The organism is Thermogemmata fonticola, from assembly GCF_013694095.1.
Taxonomy (GTDB): domain Bacteria; phylum Planctomycetota; class Planctomycetia; order Gemmatales; family Gemmataceae; genus Thermogemmata; species Thermogemmata fonticola.
The window spans coordinates 820,916-841,254 of record NZ_JACEFB010000001.1 but is presented as its reverse complement, the minus strand read 5'-3'; the positions used below and the strand labels follow the sequence as shown (position 1 = coordinate 841,254).

The window sequence follows — 20,339 nt, the reverse complement described above, 5'->3', positions numbered from 1 at the left end:
GTCTCTTAATGTCCCCTTTCCTTGGAAGCTTTGCAGCATGCAACTGCAAGCCGAGGGGTAGGGATGGACTGCACTAACTTAGCAGCGGGAGAAGGGCCATTGGTCACTGCGCGCCGAGATGGAAAGAATCCGGTGCAGGAAATGGAAAATTGCCGTGCCAAGGTCCAGGGGGCTTAGATAAAACCAAACCTTAAAAACATCGGTTGGCTGTCAATCCGCCTTCTTCTTTTCCTTGCGGATTACACTGGCTGAGCGGTAAATCCATTGTTCTGCCGGACCAGTCATTTCATCGGGTATGATGTCGCCGGTGCGTTGGCGTTGGTCATCGGTGGGCCTGACAAAGTTGATTTGCAGGGTCTTCCGTTTGATGATCCGCTCCCCCGTTGGCGACTCTTCTACAGCAAGGCCATTCGACAAACCGGAGATATACACACTGAAGCGGTTGGTTCCCGGTGCCCGTCGTTGCATGTTCGTCCAAACGGCAACTCCAGTTACTGTGATCGGAATCGCATCCGGCTTGCTCGGCGGGATCGGACGTTTTGAGATTTCGATGCTCGAATGGACCCTGAGCCGGGGTTCCCGCGTGGGGTTCTCGATCCGATCGATTTGGGCAACCAAATAGGGATGGATTTCATCGAGATGGGAAGTGTTCAAGTCTTTGGTAACCAGCTCAAACTCTGGAAAGAAAACCTGCGGTTCCCCACTCATGTTGTACACTTGGTACCAGAGGTACCAAACAGTCGCTTGGGTCAATCGTCCGCCGGCTTCGAAGATTTCCAGATTCGCAATGCGGATCGGCTTATACCGGAAATGCAATGTCCAAACGCCCGGCTTGTCCAAAGGGAGTTCAATGGGATCGATCCTTCTTTCATTACGATTGATCTTTCTTTCATCCAGGATCTGAGCCGTGCAGGTGGATTTCGTGCTCGCCAGGCCCCACAGGGCCAGACCGCTACACACCGCATCCTGCAAGAACTCCCGCCGGCTTCGAGACTTTCGCTTCATGAGGCTCGCTCCAGATCAAGGGGGGACTCGCCCCTATATTGACCTTAGTCGTGAAGGCAAAATGCTGCAAGCGGAATGCTATAGCAAAACCACTTGGCGATGACAGGCATCCCTGATACCGTCTGCATGATCCGCTGAACCGTCCCTGCTGTTGTTACTGAGCATCTTTCCCGAGCGCCGGCGATTCCTGGACGGGGCAGCCGGGAACGTAACAGCGGAGCCAAGCACCCGATTCGTGCCACTCGCCGACGAGGTGAGCTGTGCCTTCGGCCAAGGTGCGGATCACCGCTTCTTCTTCCGAGCGGTAATGACTTGCAAGGACCCAAAGACGAGCGCTGGTACGCAGTCTCTGCCATTGTTCCCATGCCTGACCACCGATGAAGCGTTCAGAATTAGCCCAGACGACACCGGGTGGAAACGGTGTCTCATGGGTGTAGAAGAGAAAGGCGGGCAACGCCGACCGCAGGACCAAAACCTTGTCCCCGTTGCGCCATTGCTGGCGTACAACTTCCAGCAGGGGACGTATCTCCTCGGAGCGGCTCGGACGGCGGCACTCGCGAAAACTCTGGCTTGCTGCTGAGAGCAGTACTGTTACAAGCAAAAAGGCGGCGATGAGGCTCGCCTGCGGAGTGCACATCCTCCAGATACTCCATCCTCCTGCCGCCATCAGGAGAATGAGGAGCGGGGTCAGAAATAGGACCATTCGCCCTGCTAAAGGATATCGATGGCCAGCGGCTGCCACAAGGGCCGCTCCCACGACTCCCACAACCAGAATCGTCCATTCCCGTCGCGTTCGCCCCAGCACGATGGCACCCCAAATCGCCAAACCCCCACCTACAAGCGCACCGCTGCTTCCCACAGTGACCGCACACCAACCTAGTCCATGATCCCATAACCAGTTGACAGTTCCCAATCCTGTTAGAGGCAAAAAATGTTCCTGCCAGTATCGTTGCAGATAATCGTTGTGGGCGAGATAGCGAAGATGGAGGAAGTACAACACGCTGAAGCTCATCATCCAGCTCAGGCCCATAAGTGCGAGAGATAAAAACCGGCGGACTTGTTTCTGATGCACTGTCTGAATCAAAAATGAAACGCCGATGCCGGCCAATACGAATGCCGCCGGGTGTGAGAACCATAGGGCCGCCATCCCTCCCAAGGCCATACCCAGCATGGCGTGCCAAGACCCGTGGCGTTGGAGTCGCTCCGCCAGTAGCAGTAATCCTACTGTCACGACGGTGTCACATGCATATTGCTTGCATTCTCCTGCATAGCTCACCAGGCCAGGACTAATGGAGTACAAGGCGATCGCTCCCACTGCCGCCCATGGGGGTAACAATCGCCAGGACAACACCGCAAAACCGGCCAGGCTTGCTAACGAACAGAGAAAGGACACGCTCCGCAGCGATCCTTCCGATATCCCTGCCCATTGCGTGATGCCTTTCACGAGAAGCAAGTACCCTAGAGGTGCCCCCTGATTCCACTCCAAGGGTTCTAGTAGGCCGGACCAAGAACGCGTGGCAATGTTCAGTGCGAGCATACACTCATCAATCCATAAACATCGATCCGATAGATACATTAGAGTGCGCAGTATTGCACCTATACATAAAGATACAATAATCCAGAATATAGGTTGTTGCAGTATCATTGCATACCATAGTCGCGGACTCTTGGAGTTCCGCCATGTCAACAAATTTGACTTGCCCTGATCGATATTGTGCATCACCCTTGGCTCCGATCCCAGCAATATAAGTGGATAAAGCATTCTCCTCAGTGGATCAAACAACCTCTCGCGAGCTTGGCACATTACCAGCAACGGTTACTCGGCTGCAAGGGGAAACTGTCAATTCCAGCGGCGAGGGGTGTACCTAGATTCTCTGGGGGTGGGGGCTGAACCCGCGAGGTGTTTCCCCACACTAGCGAAGCTGCCCGGCAGGGAACCCCCAGAGAATTTGGTTGCACCCAGCGGCGAGTTGCTAGTATTTGGAGACCCCGCTGGCCGGAACGTTCCATTGGAGAGCGACCGCCAAGCGACTGGAAACGCCCATAGAGTCTGACATGGCCCTGCCTCCCGCCGCACATTTCAGGCTTCGAGAGGCCTATGATGGTTTGCGAGTCAGATCCATGCTTGCATTTGCCTGACGGGGGTAGGTACAATCACCGTGTGGGTATCCCCGTGCTTAGGCGAAGTCTCACAGCGGAAAATTATTTGTTCTAAGTTGGGTTTTATGACGACAGAGCGAGAAAACGTCTAATTTTGTCAATAACATACGCCGAGTTTGCGGTAATGAACCTGATCCAGTAACCGCAAATAGTACTGTAAGGGGTCAGAGAATTTGATGGTGTAAGAAACGCAATCCCAATGGGAATGTAAGGGCTTTTGTGCTTTTGGAGGACAAACAATGCGTGAGGAGATTTACGAGACAGCATATATTTTGAAATTCGCATTGACTAGTGGATCACAAATAGGGCAAAGGTTATTGGAAGAAAAAATTATTACTTTCCCTCTCAATGTTTTGATTGATTTGGTAGTGCGAACGGAAGATGTAGAGCTTGGGAATCTGCTAGGTAAGTATATAGCCGATGAAATTAGCAAACGCATTCAAGCTCGAAGGGCGGGAAGCTCCATGACCTCTTCATCCGAGGACGATTCGTCAAAATCAACCTCAGATGCGAAATTCGATTCCGAGAAGTCGGCGGAAGCTTCGTCTAATTCCCCCTCATCTTCCCAGCGAAGCCGAAGTCGTCGGGGTCAGAGTAGCAACACGACCCGTCGCCGGAAGAAAAAGAACGAGTAGTCCGCTACCGCTCCGGGGTATCAACTGCGAGAAGTTCGAGGCATCAACAGATTGGTGCTCTTTTGGTGCCATGGCTGTGAATGTGGGAGTGGGACATCGGGCAGTCCAAAGTGCAAAACAGCAGCGTCGATCGCTTAGGAAGGTCTCCGTCGCAGGTTCCTTGCATCTTTTTGAGTAATTTTCCCATTGCGGGGTCCAAGTTGCGCCATAGAATACGTAGTGATTGAGAGTAATTTTTCCCGCCTCACTGATGGATTCCCGCCGAAAATCTCCACCTGGAGGAATCCCACGCTGCCAATTAGGAGAATGGGGAATTCCGGTAGCTTCGTAAGCCACAACTGTCGTTTCGGGTGTGGTATGTAGGGTGTGTGTAAGGTCGTAAAGTTTGGGTGTGCGACTACCCGCGATGTTGAACCCACACAGCGAGGTATTCCAGCGATGAACCGGCGTCTATCCAGGTTGTTGATAGGAGTGGGAGGTATTGCGGGAGCAGGGGTGTTAGGATGCTTCCTGCTAGTCGCAAGTGAAGCTAGCGGACGATCTCCCACTGAGGCATCTGCTGCCTCGGCTGTGGTTCCCTTTGTGGCGAGCACCTGGGTTCAAGCCGGAGCTTCAGCCCGAACCGCCGCGGCGCCATCTCCTGCATCTTTGGGTCCGCCGGCCTCGGGGCCAGCAGTGGCTGCACCCGCGCAGGGACTCAATGCTTTCACACCAGGCCGATTGCAATACAACCGGGATATTCGTCCCATTTTGGCCGAGAATTGCTTTGCTTGTCACGGTCCGGATAGTGCGGCACGCAAGGCGGATTTGCGTCTTGACCGGCGGGAGGATGCCATCGCGGGGGGAGCGATCGTTCCCGGCAAGCCAGATCAAAGTGAGTTGATCCATCGCATCTACGCCTCGGATGGCGAAGGCTTGATGCCACCGGCCAATTCCAAGAAGAAGCTCACGGAAGAACAGAAGGCGCTGTTGAAGCGGTGGATAGCTGAGGGGGCGGAGTATCAACCGCATTGGTCCTTGATTCCGCCGCAACGCCCGCCGCTCCCGGCTGTCCAGGATAAGAGTTGGCCGAAAAATCCGATCGATTACTTCATTTTGGCGGAGCTGGAAAAACGCGGTCTCAAACCCGCGCCGGAAGCCGACCGGCGGACACTCGCACGCCGATTAGCCTTAGACTTGACCGGCCTGCCGCCTGATCCTGCCGAGGTCGAGGCTTTTGTGCAGGACCGCGACCCGAACTACTACGAGAAATACGTAGATAAACTGCTCGCTTCGCCCCATTGGGGCGAACACCGCGCCCGCTATTGGCTGGACTATGCCCGATACGCTGATACCCATGGCATCCACTTCGACAACTACCGGGAAATCTGGGCCTACCGGGATTGGGTTATTGATGCCTTCAACGCCAACATGCCTTTCGACCAGTTTACCATCGAACAACTCGCGGGAGACCTGTTGCCCAATCCGACGCTGGATCAACTGATAGCGACCGGCTTTCAACGCAATAACATTACTACCAACGAAGGGGGAGTGATTCCCGAAGAGTATATCGTGCTTTACGCGCGGGACCGCACCGAAACCTTTGCAACGGTTTGGATGGGAATGACGCTCAACTGCGCCGTTTGTCACGATCACAAGTACGATCCATTCACGATGCGGGATTTTTACTCCCTCTCCGCGTTTTTCAACAACACCACGCAGGGGGCGATGGACGGCAACATTCCGGACACGCCGCCGGTGGTACCTGTCCCCCGGCGTGAGGATCGCCCGCGTTACTTCCAACTTCAGAGGGAAATCGCGGCAGTCAAGCAACAGATGGAGCAGCGCCGGGCTGCGGTGAAGCCGGAATTTGATAAGTGGTGGCAAACAGCGACGCCGGAAGGAGTGCTCAACCGCAATCCTTTGGAAGGGCTGCACTGGCATGCCCCGCTCAATGAAGGAGCGGGAACTAAGGCGGCGTTTGCCGTCAGTGGACAGGTCCGGCATCTAACTTTGGGAGACGGCTACGTGTGGGGCGCTGGTTCCCGCGGAGGCAAAGCGTTGACCTTTCGCGCAAGCGGCAGTGTGGCCAGTATCCCAGATGTTGGCGACTTTGGCCGCACGCAACCGTTCACCGTTTCTCTATGGATCAAGGTGTCCCGCCGAAATGTCACGGGGGCAGTGCTGGCGCGGATGGATCCCTCCCAACAGCATCGAGGTTGGGACGTTTGGCTGGAAGGGGAACGGCCGGGCATCCACATTATTCACAACTGGCCAGATGATGCTATCAAGATCGTGGCTAACAATCCGCTGCCGTACAACAAATGGAATCACCTGACGATTACCTATGACGGCACGGGCCGGGCAGAAGGCGTGACCATCTCCGTCAACGGCGCGGTGGTTCCGGTAAGCGTCGTAACCCCGACAAAAGTCGTGCAAGGCGAGATCCGTACCCCCGTGCCCCTCACACTCAACGGACGGCATGGAGGGCAGAGCCGCTTAGACAATGTCAGTTTGGAAGATGTCCGCATCTACACGCGCCCGCTACATGCGGCGGAGGTGATGCAACTGTCCCGCACTGGAGTCATCGCGGATGTGCTGGGCAAACCGCTACCCCAACGGACCACCCAGGAAATGCAGGAGGCGTTCACTTGGTGGCTCCAGACCTTCGATGCTCCTTCCCGGCAGATGCAGGAGCAATTGGCCCGTTTGCAACAGGAAGAGGCCGCCATCCGCGCACGGGGAACCGTCGCCCACATTATGCAAGAACGTCCGAATAGCGAACCGATGGCCTACATCCTCTTCCGCGGCGAGTACGACAAACGGCGAGACCCGGTGAAGGCCGATGTTCCCCGCGTGCTGCCGCCAATGCCCCCTGATTTACCTCGCAATCGTTTGGGTTTGGCCCGATGGCTTTGCCGACCGGAGCATCCGCTGATGGCCCGCGTCACCGTGAATCGCTTCTGGCAAGAGGTGTTTGGTACAGGTCTGGTGAAAACCACCGGCGACTTCGGAGTCTCCGGCGAGTTGCCCAGCCACCCGGAATTGCTCGATTGGCTGGCCGTTGAGTTTCGAGAAAGCGGCTGGGATGTCAAGAAGCTCTTCCGCCTCATCGTAACGAGCGCTACCTACCGCCAAGCCGCTGTCCTGACTCCGGAGAAAGTGGAGAAAGACCGGGACAATCGCCTGCTTTCCCGTGGTCCGCGCTTCCGGATGGATGCGGAAATGATCCGGGACTATGCCCTGGCCGCCAGCGGACTACTCGTGCGCAAGATCGGCGGACCCAGTGTCAAGCCGTATCAGCCCGATGGCGTTTGGGAAGCCGTGGCCATGATCGGTTCCAACACCCGCAACTACAAGCGCGACAGCGGCGAGAATCTCTACCGTCGGAGTATGTACACCTTCTGGAAGCGAGCTGCTCCTCCTGCTTCTATGGAAATCCTGAACGCTCCGAACCGGGAAACCTGTTGCGTGCGTCGGGAACGCACTAACACCCCGTTGCAGGCCCTGGTCACTCTCAACGATGTCCAGTTTGTCGAAGCCGCCCGTGTCCTAGCGGAAAAAGCGCTCCTGTACAATCCGGCGGACGAGGCACGCCTCGACTTCATCGCTCGGCGTGTCCTCTGCCGTCCGCTCGAAGCCCGCGAAGTGCAGGTGCTCCGGGAGAGCCTCCAGGACTTGCGGTCCTACTACACCCAGAATCCGCAGGAGGCCAAAAAGCTGATCACTTATGGAGAATATAAGTCTGATCCCCGGCTTGAAGCCGCTGAACTAGCTGCCTGGACTTTGATTGCTAACCAATTGCTCAACCTCGATGAAGTGCTTAACAAATGAATGGGGATAATCCAAGGATCAGTCCGTGTAAGAAGATTGCGGGGAAACACCCGGCCTTGAACATGTGAGGGGTATCCATGAGCCACCTGTTTGAACATCCTTATGCCTTGGCGATGACGCGGCGGTATTTCTTCCAATCGGCCAGTTTCACTTTGGGTACCGCCGCCTTGGCGACTTTACTGCAAGAGGAGGGGCGCGCCGCGGGCAATGGCAGCCCGACCGGTTTCGGAGCCGCTCTCAAACAGACCCATCACCCGGCCAAGGCCCGCCATGTCATCTATCTGCATATGGTCGGCGGCCCCTCACAAATGGACCTGTACGACTACAAGCCGAAGATGCTGGACTATTTCGACAAGGACCTGCCCGACAGCGTCCGCATGGGGCAACGACTGACCACCATGACCAGCGGCCAAGCTCGTTTTCCGATCGCCCCGAGCAAGTTCAAGTTCCGGCAGCATGGCCAGTGCGGCATGTGGGTCTGTGAATTGCTGCCCTACACCGCCCGTATGGTGGATGACATGGTGTTCATCCGCTCGATGCACACCGAAGCCATCAATCACGAACCGGCTATCACCTACATTCAGACAGGGAACCAAGTCACCGGCCGGCCCTGTTTGGGGGCTTGGACCAGCTACGGCTTGGGAAGCCTCAACCGGGACTTGCCCACCTTTGTGGTTATGGTGGCCACGCCCAGCAATCAGGAGCAGGTACAAGCCATCTCGGCTCGCTTGTGGCAGTCCGGTTACCTCCCGGGCGAGCATGCCGCTGTCTCCTTCCGCAGTAGTGGCGACCCGATCCTGTTTATCAATGATCCTCCCGGTGTCTCGTCCCAGGTTCGCCGGAAAACCCTCGATGGGATCAAGCGGCTCAACGAGTTCACCTATGAACGGCTGGGCGATCCCGAAACCAACACCCGTATTGCCCAGTACGAGATGGCTTATCGCATGCAAACAAGCGTGCCGGAGTTGACTGATCTATCCAGAGAGCCGCAGAAAGTCCTGGAAATGTATGGGCCGGATGTCCATAAGCCGGGAACCTTTGCCTACACCGCCTTGATGGCGCGTCGCCTCGTCGAGCGGGGCGTCCGCTTCGTCCAGATTTACCACAACAACTGGGATCATCACAGCAATGTGGCCGGACGAATGCCCGACCAGTGCCGCGATGTCGACCAACCCTGTTGGGCGCTGATTCAGGACCTTAAACGTAAGGGATTACTCGATTCCACTCTGGTGATTTGGGGCGGTGAATTCGGCCGAACCATATATAGCCAAGGCGGCTTGTCCAAGACGAACTATGGCCGGGATCATCATCCCCGCTGCTTCACCATGTGGATGGCAGGCGGCGGTGTCAAAGGCGGAACAATCTACGGTGAGACGGACGATTTCAGTTACAACATCGTCAAAGACCCCGTCCATATTCGGGACTTCCATGCCACGGTCCTTTACCTACTCGGTATCGACCACGAGCGACTCACCTACCGTTACCAGGGTTTGGATCAACGCTTGACCGGAGTCGATGCCAAGGCGAATGTCATCAAGGCGATCATCGCCTGAACGCCATGTAGGTCCGACTGTTTTCAGGCCCCTCGTTTGCGGAACCCACGGGGGGTGTTTCCTGATTCCAAGACTTGCAGGCGTGTCTCGCCTCCTGTCTCCCCAAGGCCCAAAAGCTCCGCTTTCCATTCCTCCCCGAAAGACGAGTAGATTTGAGGCAAGTGAAGAGGCAATCCCTATGCTAAACTCCGCGAGCATGGAGCATGGGGAGTGGATTTATGGATTACGAGCGATTGCTAGCGGAGCGCAGCCGGCGCGTCGAGGCTTCGGGAATCCGGTCCATTTTTGAACTAGCGAAATCGCTAGCCGACCCCATCGATCTCAGCATCGGCCAGCCAGATTTCGATGTGCCCGAACCCATCAAAACAGCTGCTCAAGATGCCATCGCCGCAGGCCGCAACGGCTACACTTTGACTCAAGGCATTCCGGAGTTGCGAGACCGATTGCTCGCCCAGGTGCGGCGCCGATTTCCCGGCCAGCAGCGTGAGGTCCTAGTCACGAGCGGAACCAGCGGCGGGTTGTTCCTCGCCATGTTAGCATTGGTGGATCCAGGGGATGAGGTTATCACCACGGATCCCTACTTTGTCGCATATCCCAACCATGTCGCCCTCACAGGGGGGCGGTTGGTTCTCGTGGATACTTATCCCGATTTCCGCTTGGACCCTGAGAAGGTCGCCGCCGCCATCACCGCGCGCACAAAGGCCGTGGTGCTCAGCACTCCGGCCAATCCGACGGGTGTAGCCCTCGATGCCGAAGCAGCCCGTGGACTGGTCGAAGTAACACAGCGACGGGGAGTGATCGTCATTAGTGACGAAATCTATCGCGACTTCTTCTACGAAGGAAAAGCGGTCAGCCCAGCTCAATACGGCGACAATGTCCTCGTGATCGAAGGCTTCGGGAAAACTTACGGGATGACTGGCTGGCGCTTGGGTTGGGCTCACGGCCCCGCGCGATTGATCCAAGAAATGGCGAAACTCCAGCAGTTTACCTATGTGTGTGCCCCTAGCATGGTCCAATGGGCGGGCCTGACAGCCTTGGACACAGATATGTCTGCAATACGCGAGGCCTATCGGCGAAAGCGGGATCTCATGGTCGAAGGTTTGCGCGATTGTTACGAGTTGGTAGTTCCCCACGGAGCGTTTTATCTGTTCCCCAAAGTTCCAGGAGGCGATGCGACGGCGTTTGTCACTGAGGCGATCCGCCAGAAACTCCTCCTGATTCCCGGCAAAGTCTTCAGCCGCCGCGACACCCACTTTCGGCTATCCTACGCCGCACCGGATGAGGTCCTCCTGCGAGGAATTGAGGTGTTACGCCGTTTAGCCGATCGAGGAAGATAAGGAGAAGGGGATTAGGAGAAGCTAAAGGGAGCTATTGCGGGGATCGGGAACGAACCCACGGTGCCAACCTAGCTGCCAGGCCACTTGATAACATAAGTATCTTCCCACCTGCTGATCCGCATTTTCCTACCGTTCTTCCCCAGCGTCGTTCGGTATCCTCCTTGGTGAAACAGAGAGCAATTTCTGCGCTTTCTGCTTGCATGCGTGGATTCATGGGGTAAGGTTAGATAATGGGGTATGAGTTGGCCGGCTACTTCGCCCCGCTTGGAGCGAATGTTTAGCTCGTCCCTCTTTTTTACTTTTGGAGGTAATCTTGCTATGGCCGATTGGAAGAAACTTGCCAAGGAGGCACTCCTGGCCGATGGAAAAATCGACACTCGCGAAGTGGAAATTCTGCGGCGGTCATTGTTCGCGGACGCCCGTATCGACAAATCGGAGTTGGAGTTTCTGGCAGACCTACGCAAATCTGCCAAATCCACGGTCAAGGAGTTCATGAAGCTGTTCATCGAGGCGGTGAAGAACCACATGCTCGCGGACGGTGTAATTACGGACACCGAGGCAGCTTGGCTGCGGAAAACGATATTCGCGGATAAAAAGGTCGATGCGGATGAGATCGAGTTGCTTAAAGAGTTGAAGCGGTCGGCCAAGAAGACCTCGCCAGAATTTGACAAACTTTACAACGAATGCGTTAAATGAGACCTTGCGGCGGCCGAGCATTCAGAAGCCGTAACTATCTATCCGGTGGGGGTGCTGGAGTCCGCCGGGGGACAATTGGGTGAGTCCTGGCGCAGCGGGACCACTGGGCAGATAACATTGCTGATGGCCCCGCATGAGGCGTAAGCGTTAGCCAAGTATTGCATCATCATCCGCTGGGCGTTGTAGTACGAACCGTTGAGGGCGATCGCGGAGCGTTGGACTTCCGCAAAGGCCATCGGCCGTTTGTAGAAAAGCGGAGCGATGACATATTCGAGCTTGTCGTAGAGCGAAGCAGCCTCGCGCGCGGGATCGCTGGGCCGCTGACCGTCCTCGCCGATGGCCCAGCCGGTCACCCCTTCGATACACCCTTCGACCCACCAGCCGTCCAGAACGCTGAGACTCGGCACTCCGTTGAGGGCGGCTTTCATCCCGCTCGTGCCGGAGGCTTCCTGAGGTTTGAGCGGCGTATTCAGCCAAACGTCGCTTCCCGCACACAGAAGGCGGGCTAAGGTCATGTCGTAATCTTCGAGATAAAGGACGGTCACATCCGGCCGAAGGGCTTGGGCGGCGGCAAACACCTTGCGAATGATGGCTTTGCCTCCCTCATCCTGAGGGTGAGCCTTGCCCGCAAACAGCACTTGCAAAGGTCCCACATGCCGGACGATCCGCCGGAGGCGGTCCAAATCGCTGAAGAGCAGATCGGCTCGCTTGTATGCCGTGGCACGCCGGGCGAAGCCGAGGGTCAGGACAGCCGGATCCAGCCTCTGTCCCGTGCGCCGTTCCACTTCTTGAAGGAGTTGCTGTTTGCTGCGGGAGTGGGCCGCCAGGATTTCCGCAGGCGGTAAATTGATGGCATAGCGCAGATACAGGTTATCCCGCCGCCATTCCGGAAAATGGTGGTCGTAGAGTTCCTGGAATGGCTCGCTGGTCCAGGTGACCGCATGGACGCCGTTGGTGATGGAATTGATGGGGTAACCGGGAAACATGTCGCGGGAAACCTCGCCATGCCGCAGAGCGACTCCGTTTACGTATCGCGAGCAGCTCAAAGCCAGTCCGGTCATGTTGAGGATGTTGTCCGGCTGACCATCGAGATGGAGCACCAAGGAAGCCGCCGGTTCTCCCAGCACGCGGCGCACCAGGTCCGCCGCGAACTTGTCGTGACCCGCAGGGACAGGTGTATGGGTGGTGAAGACGCAGCGTTGCCGCACCTGCTCGTGCAATTCGGCGGTCCATTGCGAGGGCAGCTCTCCCTGGCACAACTGGCGCAACAATCCCAGAACCAGGAAGGCAGAGTGCCCTTCGTTCATGTGGTAAGTCACAATCGTATCGTGTCCCAACGCCTGGAGAATCAAGGCTCCCCCCACTCCGAGGATCACTTCTTGACACAAGCGGTAGTACGCATCGCCGCCATAGAGTTGATCCGTCAAGTGCCGATCCCAAGCGTTGTTTTCTTCCAGGTTCGTATCCAGCAAATAGACCGGGATTTTCCAGCCGCTGATCCCCTGGACCCAATACCGCCAGACCCGCACACTTACTTGTCGTTCCTCCAAGGGTACTCGGATGCTGGGGGGCAGGGCTTCCAAGTGTTGTTCCGGGTTCCAGGTAGCCGGTTCTTCGTACTGCTGGCCTTGAGCATCCAGACGTTGCCGGAAGTAACCGAGTCGATGCACCAGGCTGACTCCGACCATAGGAATTCCCAGGTCGGCGGCAGCGCGCAAGGTGTCCCCTGCCAGAATACCCAGCCCTCCGCTGTAAGTGGGAATCGCAGGGTCCAGGCCAATTTCCATCGAAAAGTAGGCGATCGTCGCTGGAAAAGTCTGCATGCCCGCACCCGGTCCTCCGCATCCCAGACTTTCTCGGTCAGAAGGATCGGCTACGCCTTCGTATATGTCTTATTGACTGGGGCATGCGAGTTCACTCTTCACATGTTCCCCCTTGCCGCTCGCCGAAGCGTTCATCATCGATATGGGCCAGGACCTGGAGCAGGTCATCGGCACTTACGATTCCCAGGAGTGAGCCTGAGTCATCCGTAACTAGCAAGCGATGGACGCCCTCTTCGAGCATCTGGCGAGCTAACTGCGGCACAGTCGTGTCCGGTGATACTGACCGCACCAGGGTGGTCATCACGTCCCGCACCAGGAGGGGGCGGCTTTCGGTTTCGACGATTTGCCAGTCTGTCGGGATTCCATGAGGATCGCCGCAGAGCAACACTGGCTGGCCGTCGGGGCGCACATGCAGTCGCTGGAAGGGGCACGAGCCTGAGGGCAAGAGGCATCGGATTTCTTCCTTGCCGCCCGGATGCCGTTCGACTTGTTGGAAGGCACAGGCCTGCGGTTTGCCTCCGGCTTGCTGATTGCGCCAGGCCACCCAACGGGCCAGGTCCGCTACCGAGAGCATGCCGACCACGCGCCGATTCGATTCCACCACCGGCATGCCGCGTAAACCCAGCCGGGACAGCTCATGCGCCGCTTCCTTCAGAGTCATGTCGGCGGATAGGGTCTTGACTTCGCGGTTCATCAAGTCTCCCGCGGTGAGGTGTAACAAGTGGCGGAGGACCTCGGCCATGGTGTCTTCTCCCGAACAGACGGACGCCGGCTGTCATCCCCTAGGCTATTGGACTCGTCCTGGCGGATGACCTCTGCAATTTGGGTACCTTGTCGTGCCCCGCGGCTAACTGCACGTCTCAGGCATCCAATCTTTTGGGAAAAGATTCGGTAGTATCACTCTGGTAGCGTCTCGGTTATCGTGTATGGTAGTCAGCAATCGCTGAGTCTACTCCGCTCGATGAATCGCTAAGCTGTGCGAGATTGTGCCAGAGGTGCTCCAGCGCTGTGCAGCTTTGGCATGGAACAATCAATCCTGTGGTGCGGACCATGGCCCCTCGAATGCATCCCTCGCTGGCGACCTTCACCGACCTTTATGAGTTGACGATGGCTCAGGCGTACTGGCAGGAGGGGATGGCGGAGACAGCGACGTTCAGTTTCTTCTTCCGGAGTCTGCCGCCGCACAGGGGTTACTTGGTTGCTGCGGGGATCGAACCTCTTTTGGCCGAGTTGGATGGTTTCCATTTCACAGAAGAAGACATCGCCGCCCTACGGCAACTGAGGCGCTTCCACGAGGATTTCCTGAGTTATCTAGCCGGTGTGCGTTTTACCGGTTCGGTGCGTGCGGTGGCAGAAGGGACCGTGGTATTTGCGAATGAGCCGCTGCTGGAAGTGACCGCTCCCATACTGCAAGCTCAGCTTGTGGAAACGCTGGTGGTGAATCGCCTGCATGTTTACACGTTGTTGGCGAGCAAAGCGGCACGGGTCCGTTGGGCTGCGGGTCCGCAGCGCCAGGTGGTGGACTTCGGGGCGCGCCGGTGCCACGGTCTGGAAGCGGCGGATATGGCAGCCTATAGCGGCTGGCTGGTGGGCTTCGAGGGAACCAGTAACGTCCACGCCGGCCTGCGGTACGGCATTCCTCTTTACGGCACAATGGCGCACTCTTTCGTGACGGCCTTTCCCCACGAACTCGATGCCTTCCGGGCTTACGCACGGACCTTTCCTGATAGCACAACTCTACTGGTCGATACTTATGACACCGTGGCGGGCATCAAGCATGCCTTGCGGATCGCTGGGGAATTGCAACAGCAGGGCCATCAGCTCCGAGGCATCCGGCTTGATAGCGGTGATCTCGCATCCCTGTCCCGCATCGCGCGCCAATTGGCGGACGCCGCAGGCTTTCCCCATCTCCAAATTTTCGCAAGCGGCGGGATTGATGAATACACCATCGAGCAGTTGGTAGCCCAGCGTGCGCCCATCGATGCGTTTGGTGTCGGAACCAAATATGGGGTCTCGCAAGATGCTCCTTATGGGGACTGCGCATACAAGCTGGTGAGCTATGCCGGACGCGCCACGCTCAAACTGAGCGAGCACAAACAAACTTTACCGGGATCGAAACAGGTGTATCGCTTCTACGATCCCACAGGACAGATGCTTTACGATCAAATTGCTTTGGCTGAAGAACCGCCCCCTTTGGGAGGTCAGCCGCTTTTGCACGAGGTGATCCGCGAAGGGCGGCGGGTACATCCCCCAGTTTCCTTGGATGCCTCCCGGCAGTACTTCCGCCAGCAATGGGCAAGTCTTCCCGAACCTTGCAAGGATTTGCACAATCCCGTGCCCTACGATGTCCAGCTCAGTGTCCGACTACACCAGCTCACGAAACAATTGACGGAGCAACTCCGGGCGGAACTTCATCCTCCGGATCACACGCCGGCTGGCTGAGCGAGAGGCAGGGCAGGCAGCGAATGCAGGGCAGCCGGTGCTTAGGAAAGCGTCCTCAGAACTGGCAGGGGGTTAGGACTGTGGTACGATGGGAGGCGGAACATGAAACAAACGGTACCTTTGAAGAGGTGGGTTATGTCTGCTCGGGCGATGGCGGGGTTGGCGATCATGGCCGGGTTATGTACGGGGGTCTCTTGGGCGGAGCGGCCAGTGATCCGAGCGGGTCAAGCCGGCCGTTCGGTGACACTGGCCCAACAAGGGATGGTGGCCACGAGTCATCCTTTGGCCGCCCAGATCGGTTTGAACGTGCTTCAGCGTGGCGGGAATGCGGTGGATGCGGCGATTGCGACTAGTGCCGCCCTGGGAGTTCTGGAACCGACCAATTGCGGCATTGGGGGCGATCTGTATGCCCTGGTTTGGGATGCGCGGACCCAGAAGTTGTACGGTCTCAATGCTAGCGGCCGGTCGCCTTTGCGAGCGACGCGGGCGTATTTCCTGGAGAGAGGATACAAGCAAATTCCGAGCTCGGGTCCGCTCTCCTGGTCGATTCCGGGATGCGTCGATGGCTGGGATCAGTTGCGCCGGCGTTTTGGAAGCTGGTCCTGGCGGGAACTGCTGGAGCCGAGTATCACCTATGCGGAAAAAGGGGCGCCGGTGCCGGAAGTGATCGCCACCTACTGGCGTTCGGTCGAACGGATGCGTGATCCGGGCATGCGGGCGACCTTCTTGATTGACGATGGTCAGGGCGGGCGGCGGGCACCCCGTGCCGGCGATCTGTTCCGCAATCCCGAGTTGGCTCGATCCTACCGCCTGATTGCGGAGCAAGGCCGAGATGCCTTTTACAAAGGGGACATCGCCCGAAGGCTGGTCGAATTTGCCCAACAAGTGGGTGGCCTGTGGACCGCAGAGGATTTCGAGCGGCATCAGTCGGAGTGGGTCGAACCGGTCGCGACAACTTACCGGGGCTACGAAGTCTGGCAGATTCCCCCTCCCGGACAAGGAATCGCTGTCCTGCAAATGCTCAACCTCCTCGAACACTTCGACCTGGCTCGCCTAGGTCCTACCTCGGCGGATTACTGGCATCTATTTGTCGAGGCTAAGAAACTGGCCTTTGCTGATCGTGCCCGCTACTACGCGGATCCGCAATTCTCCCAGGTCCCGGTGCAGGAGTTGATCTCCCGGAAGTATGCGGCGGAGCGAGTCAAGGGAATTGACATGCAAAAAGCCCGCACGGATGTGCCCCCTGGTGACCCGCGCTTAGGAGGTGCGGAAACCGTCTATCTTTGCGTGGTGGATAAGGATCGCAACTGCGTGTCTTTGATTCAGAGCAATTACAGCGGCTTCGGTTCCGGCTTGGCCGCACCGGGTACGGGATTCGGCATCCAGAATCGCGGCTGCTTGTTTGCCTTGGAGGAAAAACACCCCAACCGGCTGGAACCCGGCAAGCGTCCCTTCCATACAATCATCCCGGCCATGGTCACACAGAAGGGCAAGCCTGTGTTCGTCTTCGGGGTCATGGGCGGGGATATGCAGCCGCAAGGCCAAGTCCAGGTGTTGGTCAACTTGCTGGATTTTGGGATGAATGTCCAGGCAGCCGGCGAAGCGCCCCGGATTGAGCATGTCGGCCATCCGACACCCACAGGCCTGCCTGGGGACCCTCGTGGGGGCATTGTGCGAGCCGAGCCAGGTATACCTGATGAAGTGCTGCGAGAACTGGAACGTCGCGGCCACCGCGTCGAACGTGTGCGCGTCAATGGCGGCGGCTATCAAGGAATCTGGATCCATCCCCAGAGCAATGTGCTCTACGGAGGAAGCGAAGCCCGCAAAGATGGTATGGCAGTGGGATACTGATCCGAGAGCCTCCAAGGCATTTCGGGAAGGCCCCACCTAGATTCCGCGGCATTGGAGTCCGCCCTGCAGAAGATGAAGACATTCTCTTGGGTTTGACCCGGCTATTGATTTGCTCGCAGTGGAGGGAGAGAGCCGGTTTCGGATGCTCTGCTCCTTCGCTGGGAGTGCAACCAAATCCTCTGGGGGTTCTCTGCCGGGCAGCTCTGCTAGTCTGGGGAAACACCTCGCGGGTTCAGCCACCACCCCCAGAGAATCTAGTTGCACCCCTTTACGGGGGGTGATGAGATTGAGCTTGACTTTTGCTGTCGGTTCCATCACCTTGGGTAGGCCGATTTTTCAGGCGAAGCAGCAATGGACCGACAGGAGACGACGGACGTGGCCATTTTTTGGCGAACGGAGGGCAGGGTTGGCAGAGGAGCACCTCAGCGGCGTCCCTGGACTGTTCAGGATTTGGTTCCTATGTCTGAGGGGCTGGTACCCGGCGAGCAACCAGGCCATTGGGAAGCCCGGACCACACCGGTGCGCTTTGTCGTCTCGGAACGTTTGGAGCCGGGGTGGTATCAGGTCCGCTTAGCCATTCGTTCCTTCCAGCGATTCACGGTTCAGAAGCGCTGTGAACTGGTTTTCGGAAAAGCAGAGGGGGGCGAAAGGCTGCCGGTGCGCGAAACGTTCAGTTGGAATCGGAATTTCTCAGAAGAATTCGTGGTGAAACTTTCGCGTCCTGCGGAGGGAATCCGCCTAGAATTCCACAACGTGGAGGGAACTTTTGCCATAGAGTCCTTCACTGTGATGAGCTTGTCTCCGCTGCGTGTCACGGCCCTGGCATTAAGAGAGAAGATGCGGTTGATCCGGGCTTACCGCTGCACGGGTCCGGTGTTATGGCGTGGCGCGAAGATGCTGGTACGAGGTCAATGGCGCGAGTTTGGAGCGAAGGTTCTCAAAGGGCTGATCGATGGACGGCAGATCCGCACGGGGAGCGGCCATGCGGACGAGGTAGATGCCGCTTGGTGGCGCCGGCATACGCTGACACGTGATGAAGCGGAACGCATCGCTCGCGAATGCGACTCCTGGAAGGACATCATTCCTGTGGCGGTGATCGTGCCAGTGCATCCTGGCCGACTCGAGTTGGCCCAATGGGCCGCGCATTCGGTACGCCGGCAGATTTACCCCCACTGGGAGCTGTATTTGGTTACGGCGGGTCCGAGTGGTGTGACACCCCATGTGCAAAACCTGCTGCCGAAAGACCCACGCGTCCACGTCATCCGTGTGTCCCCCTGGATGGGTTTGGGTTTTGCGATGGGCAAAGCCCTCGCCGCGACCGAGTGCCGCTGGGCGGTGGTGCTTCCTCCCGGTGTCGAATTGGCGGAACACGCCCTATATCACTGGGTGAAATGTCTGCGAGAGAATCCCTCCGAAGAGGTGGTTGGCGCCCGGCTCGACACGGGGGTTGCTGAAGGTATCCTGGAGGAGAAGTCTTCCACAGCGTCATCTTCCCTGCGTCTATCGGGTCCAAGAGACCAGAAAGAAAACGCCGGTGCGGTTAGAGAACCCCCACCTCCTGCGGCAAACTTTGCGGACCGGGATTCACCGCTAGCCTTACGTGGAGGCCGTGGAGAGTCAGCGATTTCCCTTGATCTTTCCCACAAGCGGCACGTGGGTGTTGCTTCTCTCGGAGCCGATTCTTCTTTCCGATCATATGGCGAGAGTACAAGTGCCGCTTCCCACGCCGGGGACGGAACTGAGACAGGCTTTCGCTATCCCTCGGCAGTGTGGGCCGTTTCCACACGCCGCCTGGCCCAGCAAACCCCCTGGGGCTTATCTGTGGAGAAGGTGGCGGAATGGTCGGAATCCTGGAAAGCTGCTCCGCATCGGTTTTTGGAAACCATACTGGCTTACCCTGTGGAAGAGCGGCCCTTGATGGATCACGCCCGTGTGGGACGCAAACCAGCCGCCCCGCAGAACCCCTTGTTTTTGTCTACTGATCTCAAGGGAATATCGGGTTACGATCATCTCTCCTATGCGGTGCTGAAAGGACTGCCCAGCACGGGAGTGGCCCTACGCTGGCATCAGGTCAGTGCGGTGACTGCGGAATTGATGCCGCGCGGAGTGCGTCTGCCGGCGGGCGGCTGGAAGCCGGGGGAGAAGCAACTGATCATCTCGCCGCCGTTTTTGTTCCAACGCTTTCAGCCGGATGAGGCCACGGCTTTATACACCATGTGGGAAACCGACTATCTGGAACCCGGTTGGGTGGAACTGATGAATCGCTGCCGGGTGGTGATCGTGCCCAGCCACTGGGGGGCCGAATGTTTTCGCAACTGCGGCGTGCGCGTGCCGATCGAAGTTGTTCCCCTGGGGTATGACCCCGTGGTGTTTCATCCGGATGAAGGCAGTTTTCCCTCCGTGTGCACGTTCGGAACGGCAGGGGCGCTCTCCGCGGGGGGATTGCGCAAGAATGCCCAATTGGTGATCGATCTGTTCCGCCGGGCCTTTCCCCGCCAACAAGATGTGCGCTTGCGGGTCAAGATTACGCCGCAGTCGCCATCATTGGAGACCTATGACGACCCGCGCATTGATGTGATTCGCGCTATACTTCCCGTGACTCAGGTGGCGCGGTGGTACCAGTCTCTGACGGCTTATGTGAATGCTTCCGCTGGGGAAGGTTTCGGCTTGCATCTGCTCGAAGCGATGGCCTGCGGGCGTCCCTTGATCTCCGCTCCTTACAGCGGCTTGACCATGTTCTTCGACGAGACGGTGGGTTATACCGTGCCCTACCGATTGGTCCCTGTTTGCAATGCCATCTATTCCGGCCACTGGGCGGAACCGGATGAGGAGGGGCTGATCGAGCAAATGCGGCGGGTCTATGCCGATCAGAGTCAGGCTCGACAATTGGGGATGCAGGCGGCATGCCGCGCGACACGCTTCACGTGGAGGTCGATGGGACGACTGTTGCGGGCCGTCCTGATGAAACATGGATTCATCCGTTGAAAAAGGGATTGCTCATCGAGCTGATCGGAGAAATCTCCG

General features: G+C 57.6%; 12 protein-coding genes. 8 read left to right on the top strand and 4 right to left on the bottom strand.

Translation table 11 applies throughout. The features are described 5' to 3' along the window. Positions 1–210: 210 nt before the first annotated feature. Both H0921_RS03035 and H0921_RS03030 read right to left on the bottom strand, forming a co-directional pair. A complete protein-coding gene (locus tag H0921_RS03035; RefSeq protein ID WP_194536524.1) occupies positions 211–1,005 on the bottom strand; it encodes a hypothetical protein in 795 nt (264 codons plus the stop codon). A gap of 154 nt (positions 1,006–1,159) precedes the next feature. Continuing rightward, the gene (locus tag H0921_RS03030; RefSeq protein ID WP_194536523.1) at positions 1,160–2,542 is read right to left on the bottom strand and encodes a glycosyltransferase family protein; all 1,383 of its coding nucleotides are present in this window, start codon (positions 2,540–2,542) and stop codon (positions 1,160–1,162) included. 862 nt (positions 2,543–3,404) lie between these two features. On the opposite strand from H0921_RS03030, the gene H0921_RS03025 reads away from it, so the two are divergent. The 5 genes from H0921_RS03025 (at position 3,405) to H0921_RS03005 (ending at position 11,199) form a co-directional block, all read left to right on the top strand. Next, positions 3,405–3,800 (top strand): hypothetical protein, encoded by a 396-nt coding sequence (locus H0921_RS03025; protein WP_194536522.1) that lies wholly within the window; start codon positions 3,405–3,407, stop codon positions 3,798–3,800. A 675-nt stretch (positions 3,801–4,475) separates the two neighbouring features. Next, on the top strand, positions 4,476–7,613 hold the full coding sequence (locus tag H0921_RS03020; protein ID WP_315851833.1) for a DUF1553 domain-containing protein: 3,138 nt from the start codon (positions 4,476–4,478) through the stop codon (positions 7,611–7,613). 77 nt (positions 7,614–7,690) lie between these two features. Further along, a complete protein-coding gene (locus H0921_RS03015; protein WP_194536520.1) occupies positions 7,691–9,166 on the top strand; it encodes a DUF1501 domain-containing protein in 1,476 nt (491 codons plus the stop codon). 218 nt (positions 9,167–9,384) lie between these two features. Beyond that, positions 9,385–10,503 carry a pyridoxal phosphate-dependent aminotransferase gene (locus H0921_RS03010; protein WP_194536519.1) on the top strand — a complete coding sequence of 373 codons (1,119 nt, stop codon included), beginning with the start codon at positions 9,385–9,387 and terminating at the stop codon, positions 10,501–10,503. Between the two features lie 318 nt (positions 10,504–10,821). Then, positions 10,822–11,199, top strand: a complete 378-nt coding sequence (locus H0921_RS03005; protein ID WP_194536518.1) for a TerB family tellurite resistance protein — start codon at positions 10,822–10,824, stop codon at positions 11,197–11,199. Positions 11,200–11,237: 38 nt separating this feature from the next. Here H0921_RS03005 and glgP read toward each other — a convergent pair whose 3' ends face one another. Beyond that, a complete protein-coding gene (glgP, locus tag H0921_RS03000; protein ID WP_194536517.1) occupies positions 11,238–13,022 on the bottom strand; it encodes an alpha-glucan family phosphorylase in 1,785 nt (594 codons plus the stop codon). A 91-nt stretch (positions 13,023–13,113) separates the two neighbouring features. Next, entirely contained in the window at positions 13,114–13,764 is a 651-nt protein-coding gene (locus tag H0921_RS02995; RefSeq protein ID WP_194536516.1) for a CBS domain-containing protein, read from the bottom strand. Between the two features lie 308 nt (positions 13,765–14,072). On the opposite strand from H0921_RS02995, the gene H0921_RS02990 reads away from it, so the two are divergent. The 3 genes from H0921_RS02990 (at position 14,073) to H0921_RS02980 (ending at position 20,300) form a co-directional block, all read left to right on the top strand. Next, positions 14,073–15,464 carry a nicotinate phosphoribosyltransferase gene (locus tag H0921_RS02990; RefSeq protein WP_228498906.1) on the top strand — a complete coding sequence of 464 codons (1,392 nt, stop codon included), beginning with the start codon at positions 14,073–14,075 and terminating at the stop codon, positions 15,462–15,464. Between the two features lie 135 nt (positions 15,465–15,599). Further along, complete coding sequence (gene ggt, locus H0921_RS02985; RefSeq protein ID WP_194536515.1) at positions 15,600–17,315, top strand: gamma-glutamyltransferase; 1,716 nt, start codon at positions 15,600–15,602, stop codon at positions 17,313–17,315. Positions 17,316–17,774: 459 nt separating this feature from the next. Continuing rightward, positions 17,775–20,300 (top strand): glycosyltransferase, encoded by a 2,526-nt coding sequence (locus H0921_RS02980; RefSeq protein ID WP_194536514.1) that lies wholly within the window; start codon positions 17,775–17,777, stop codon positions 20,298–20,300. Positions 20,301–20,339 lie beyond the last annotated feature (39 nt).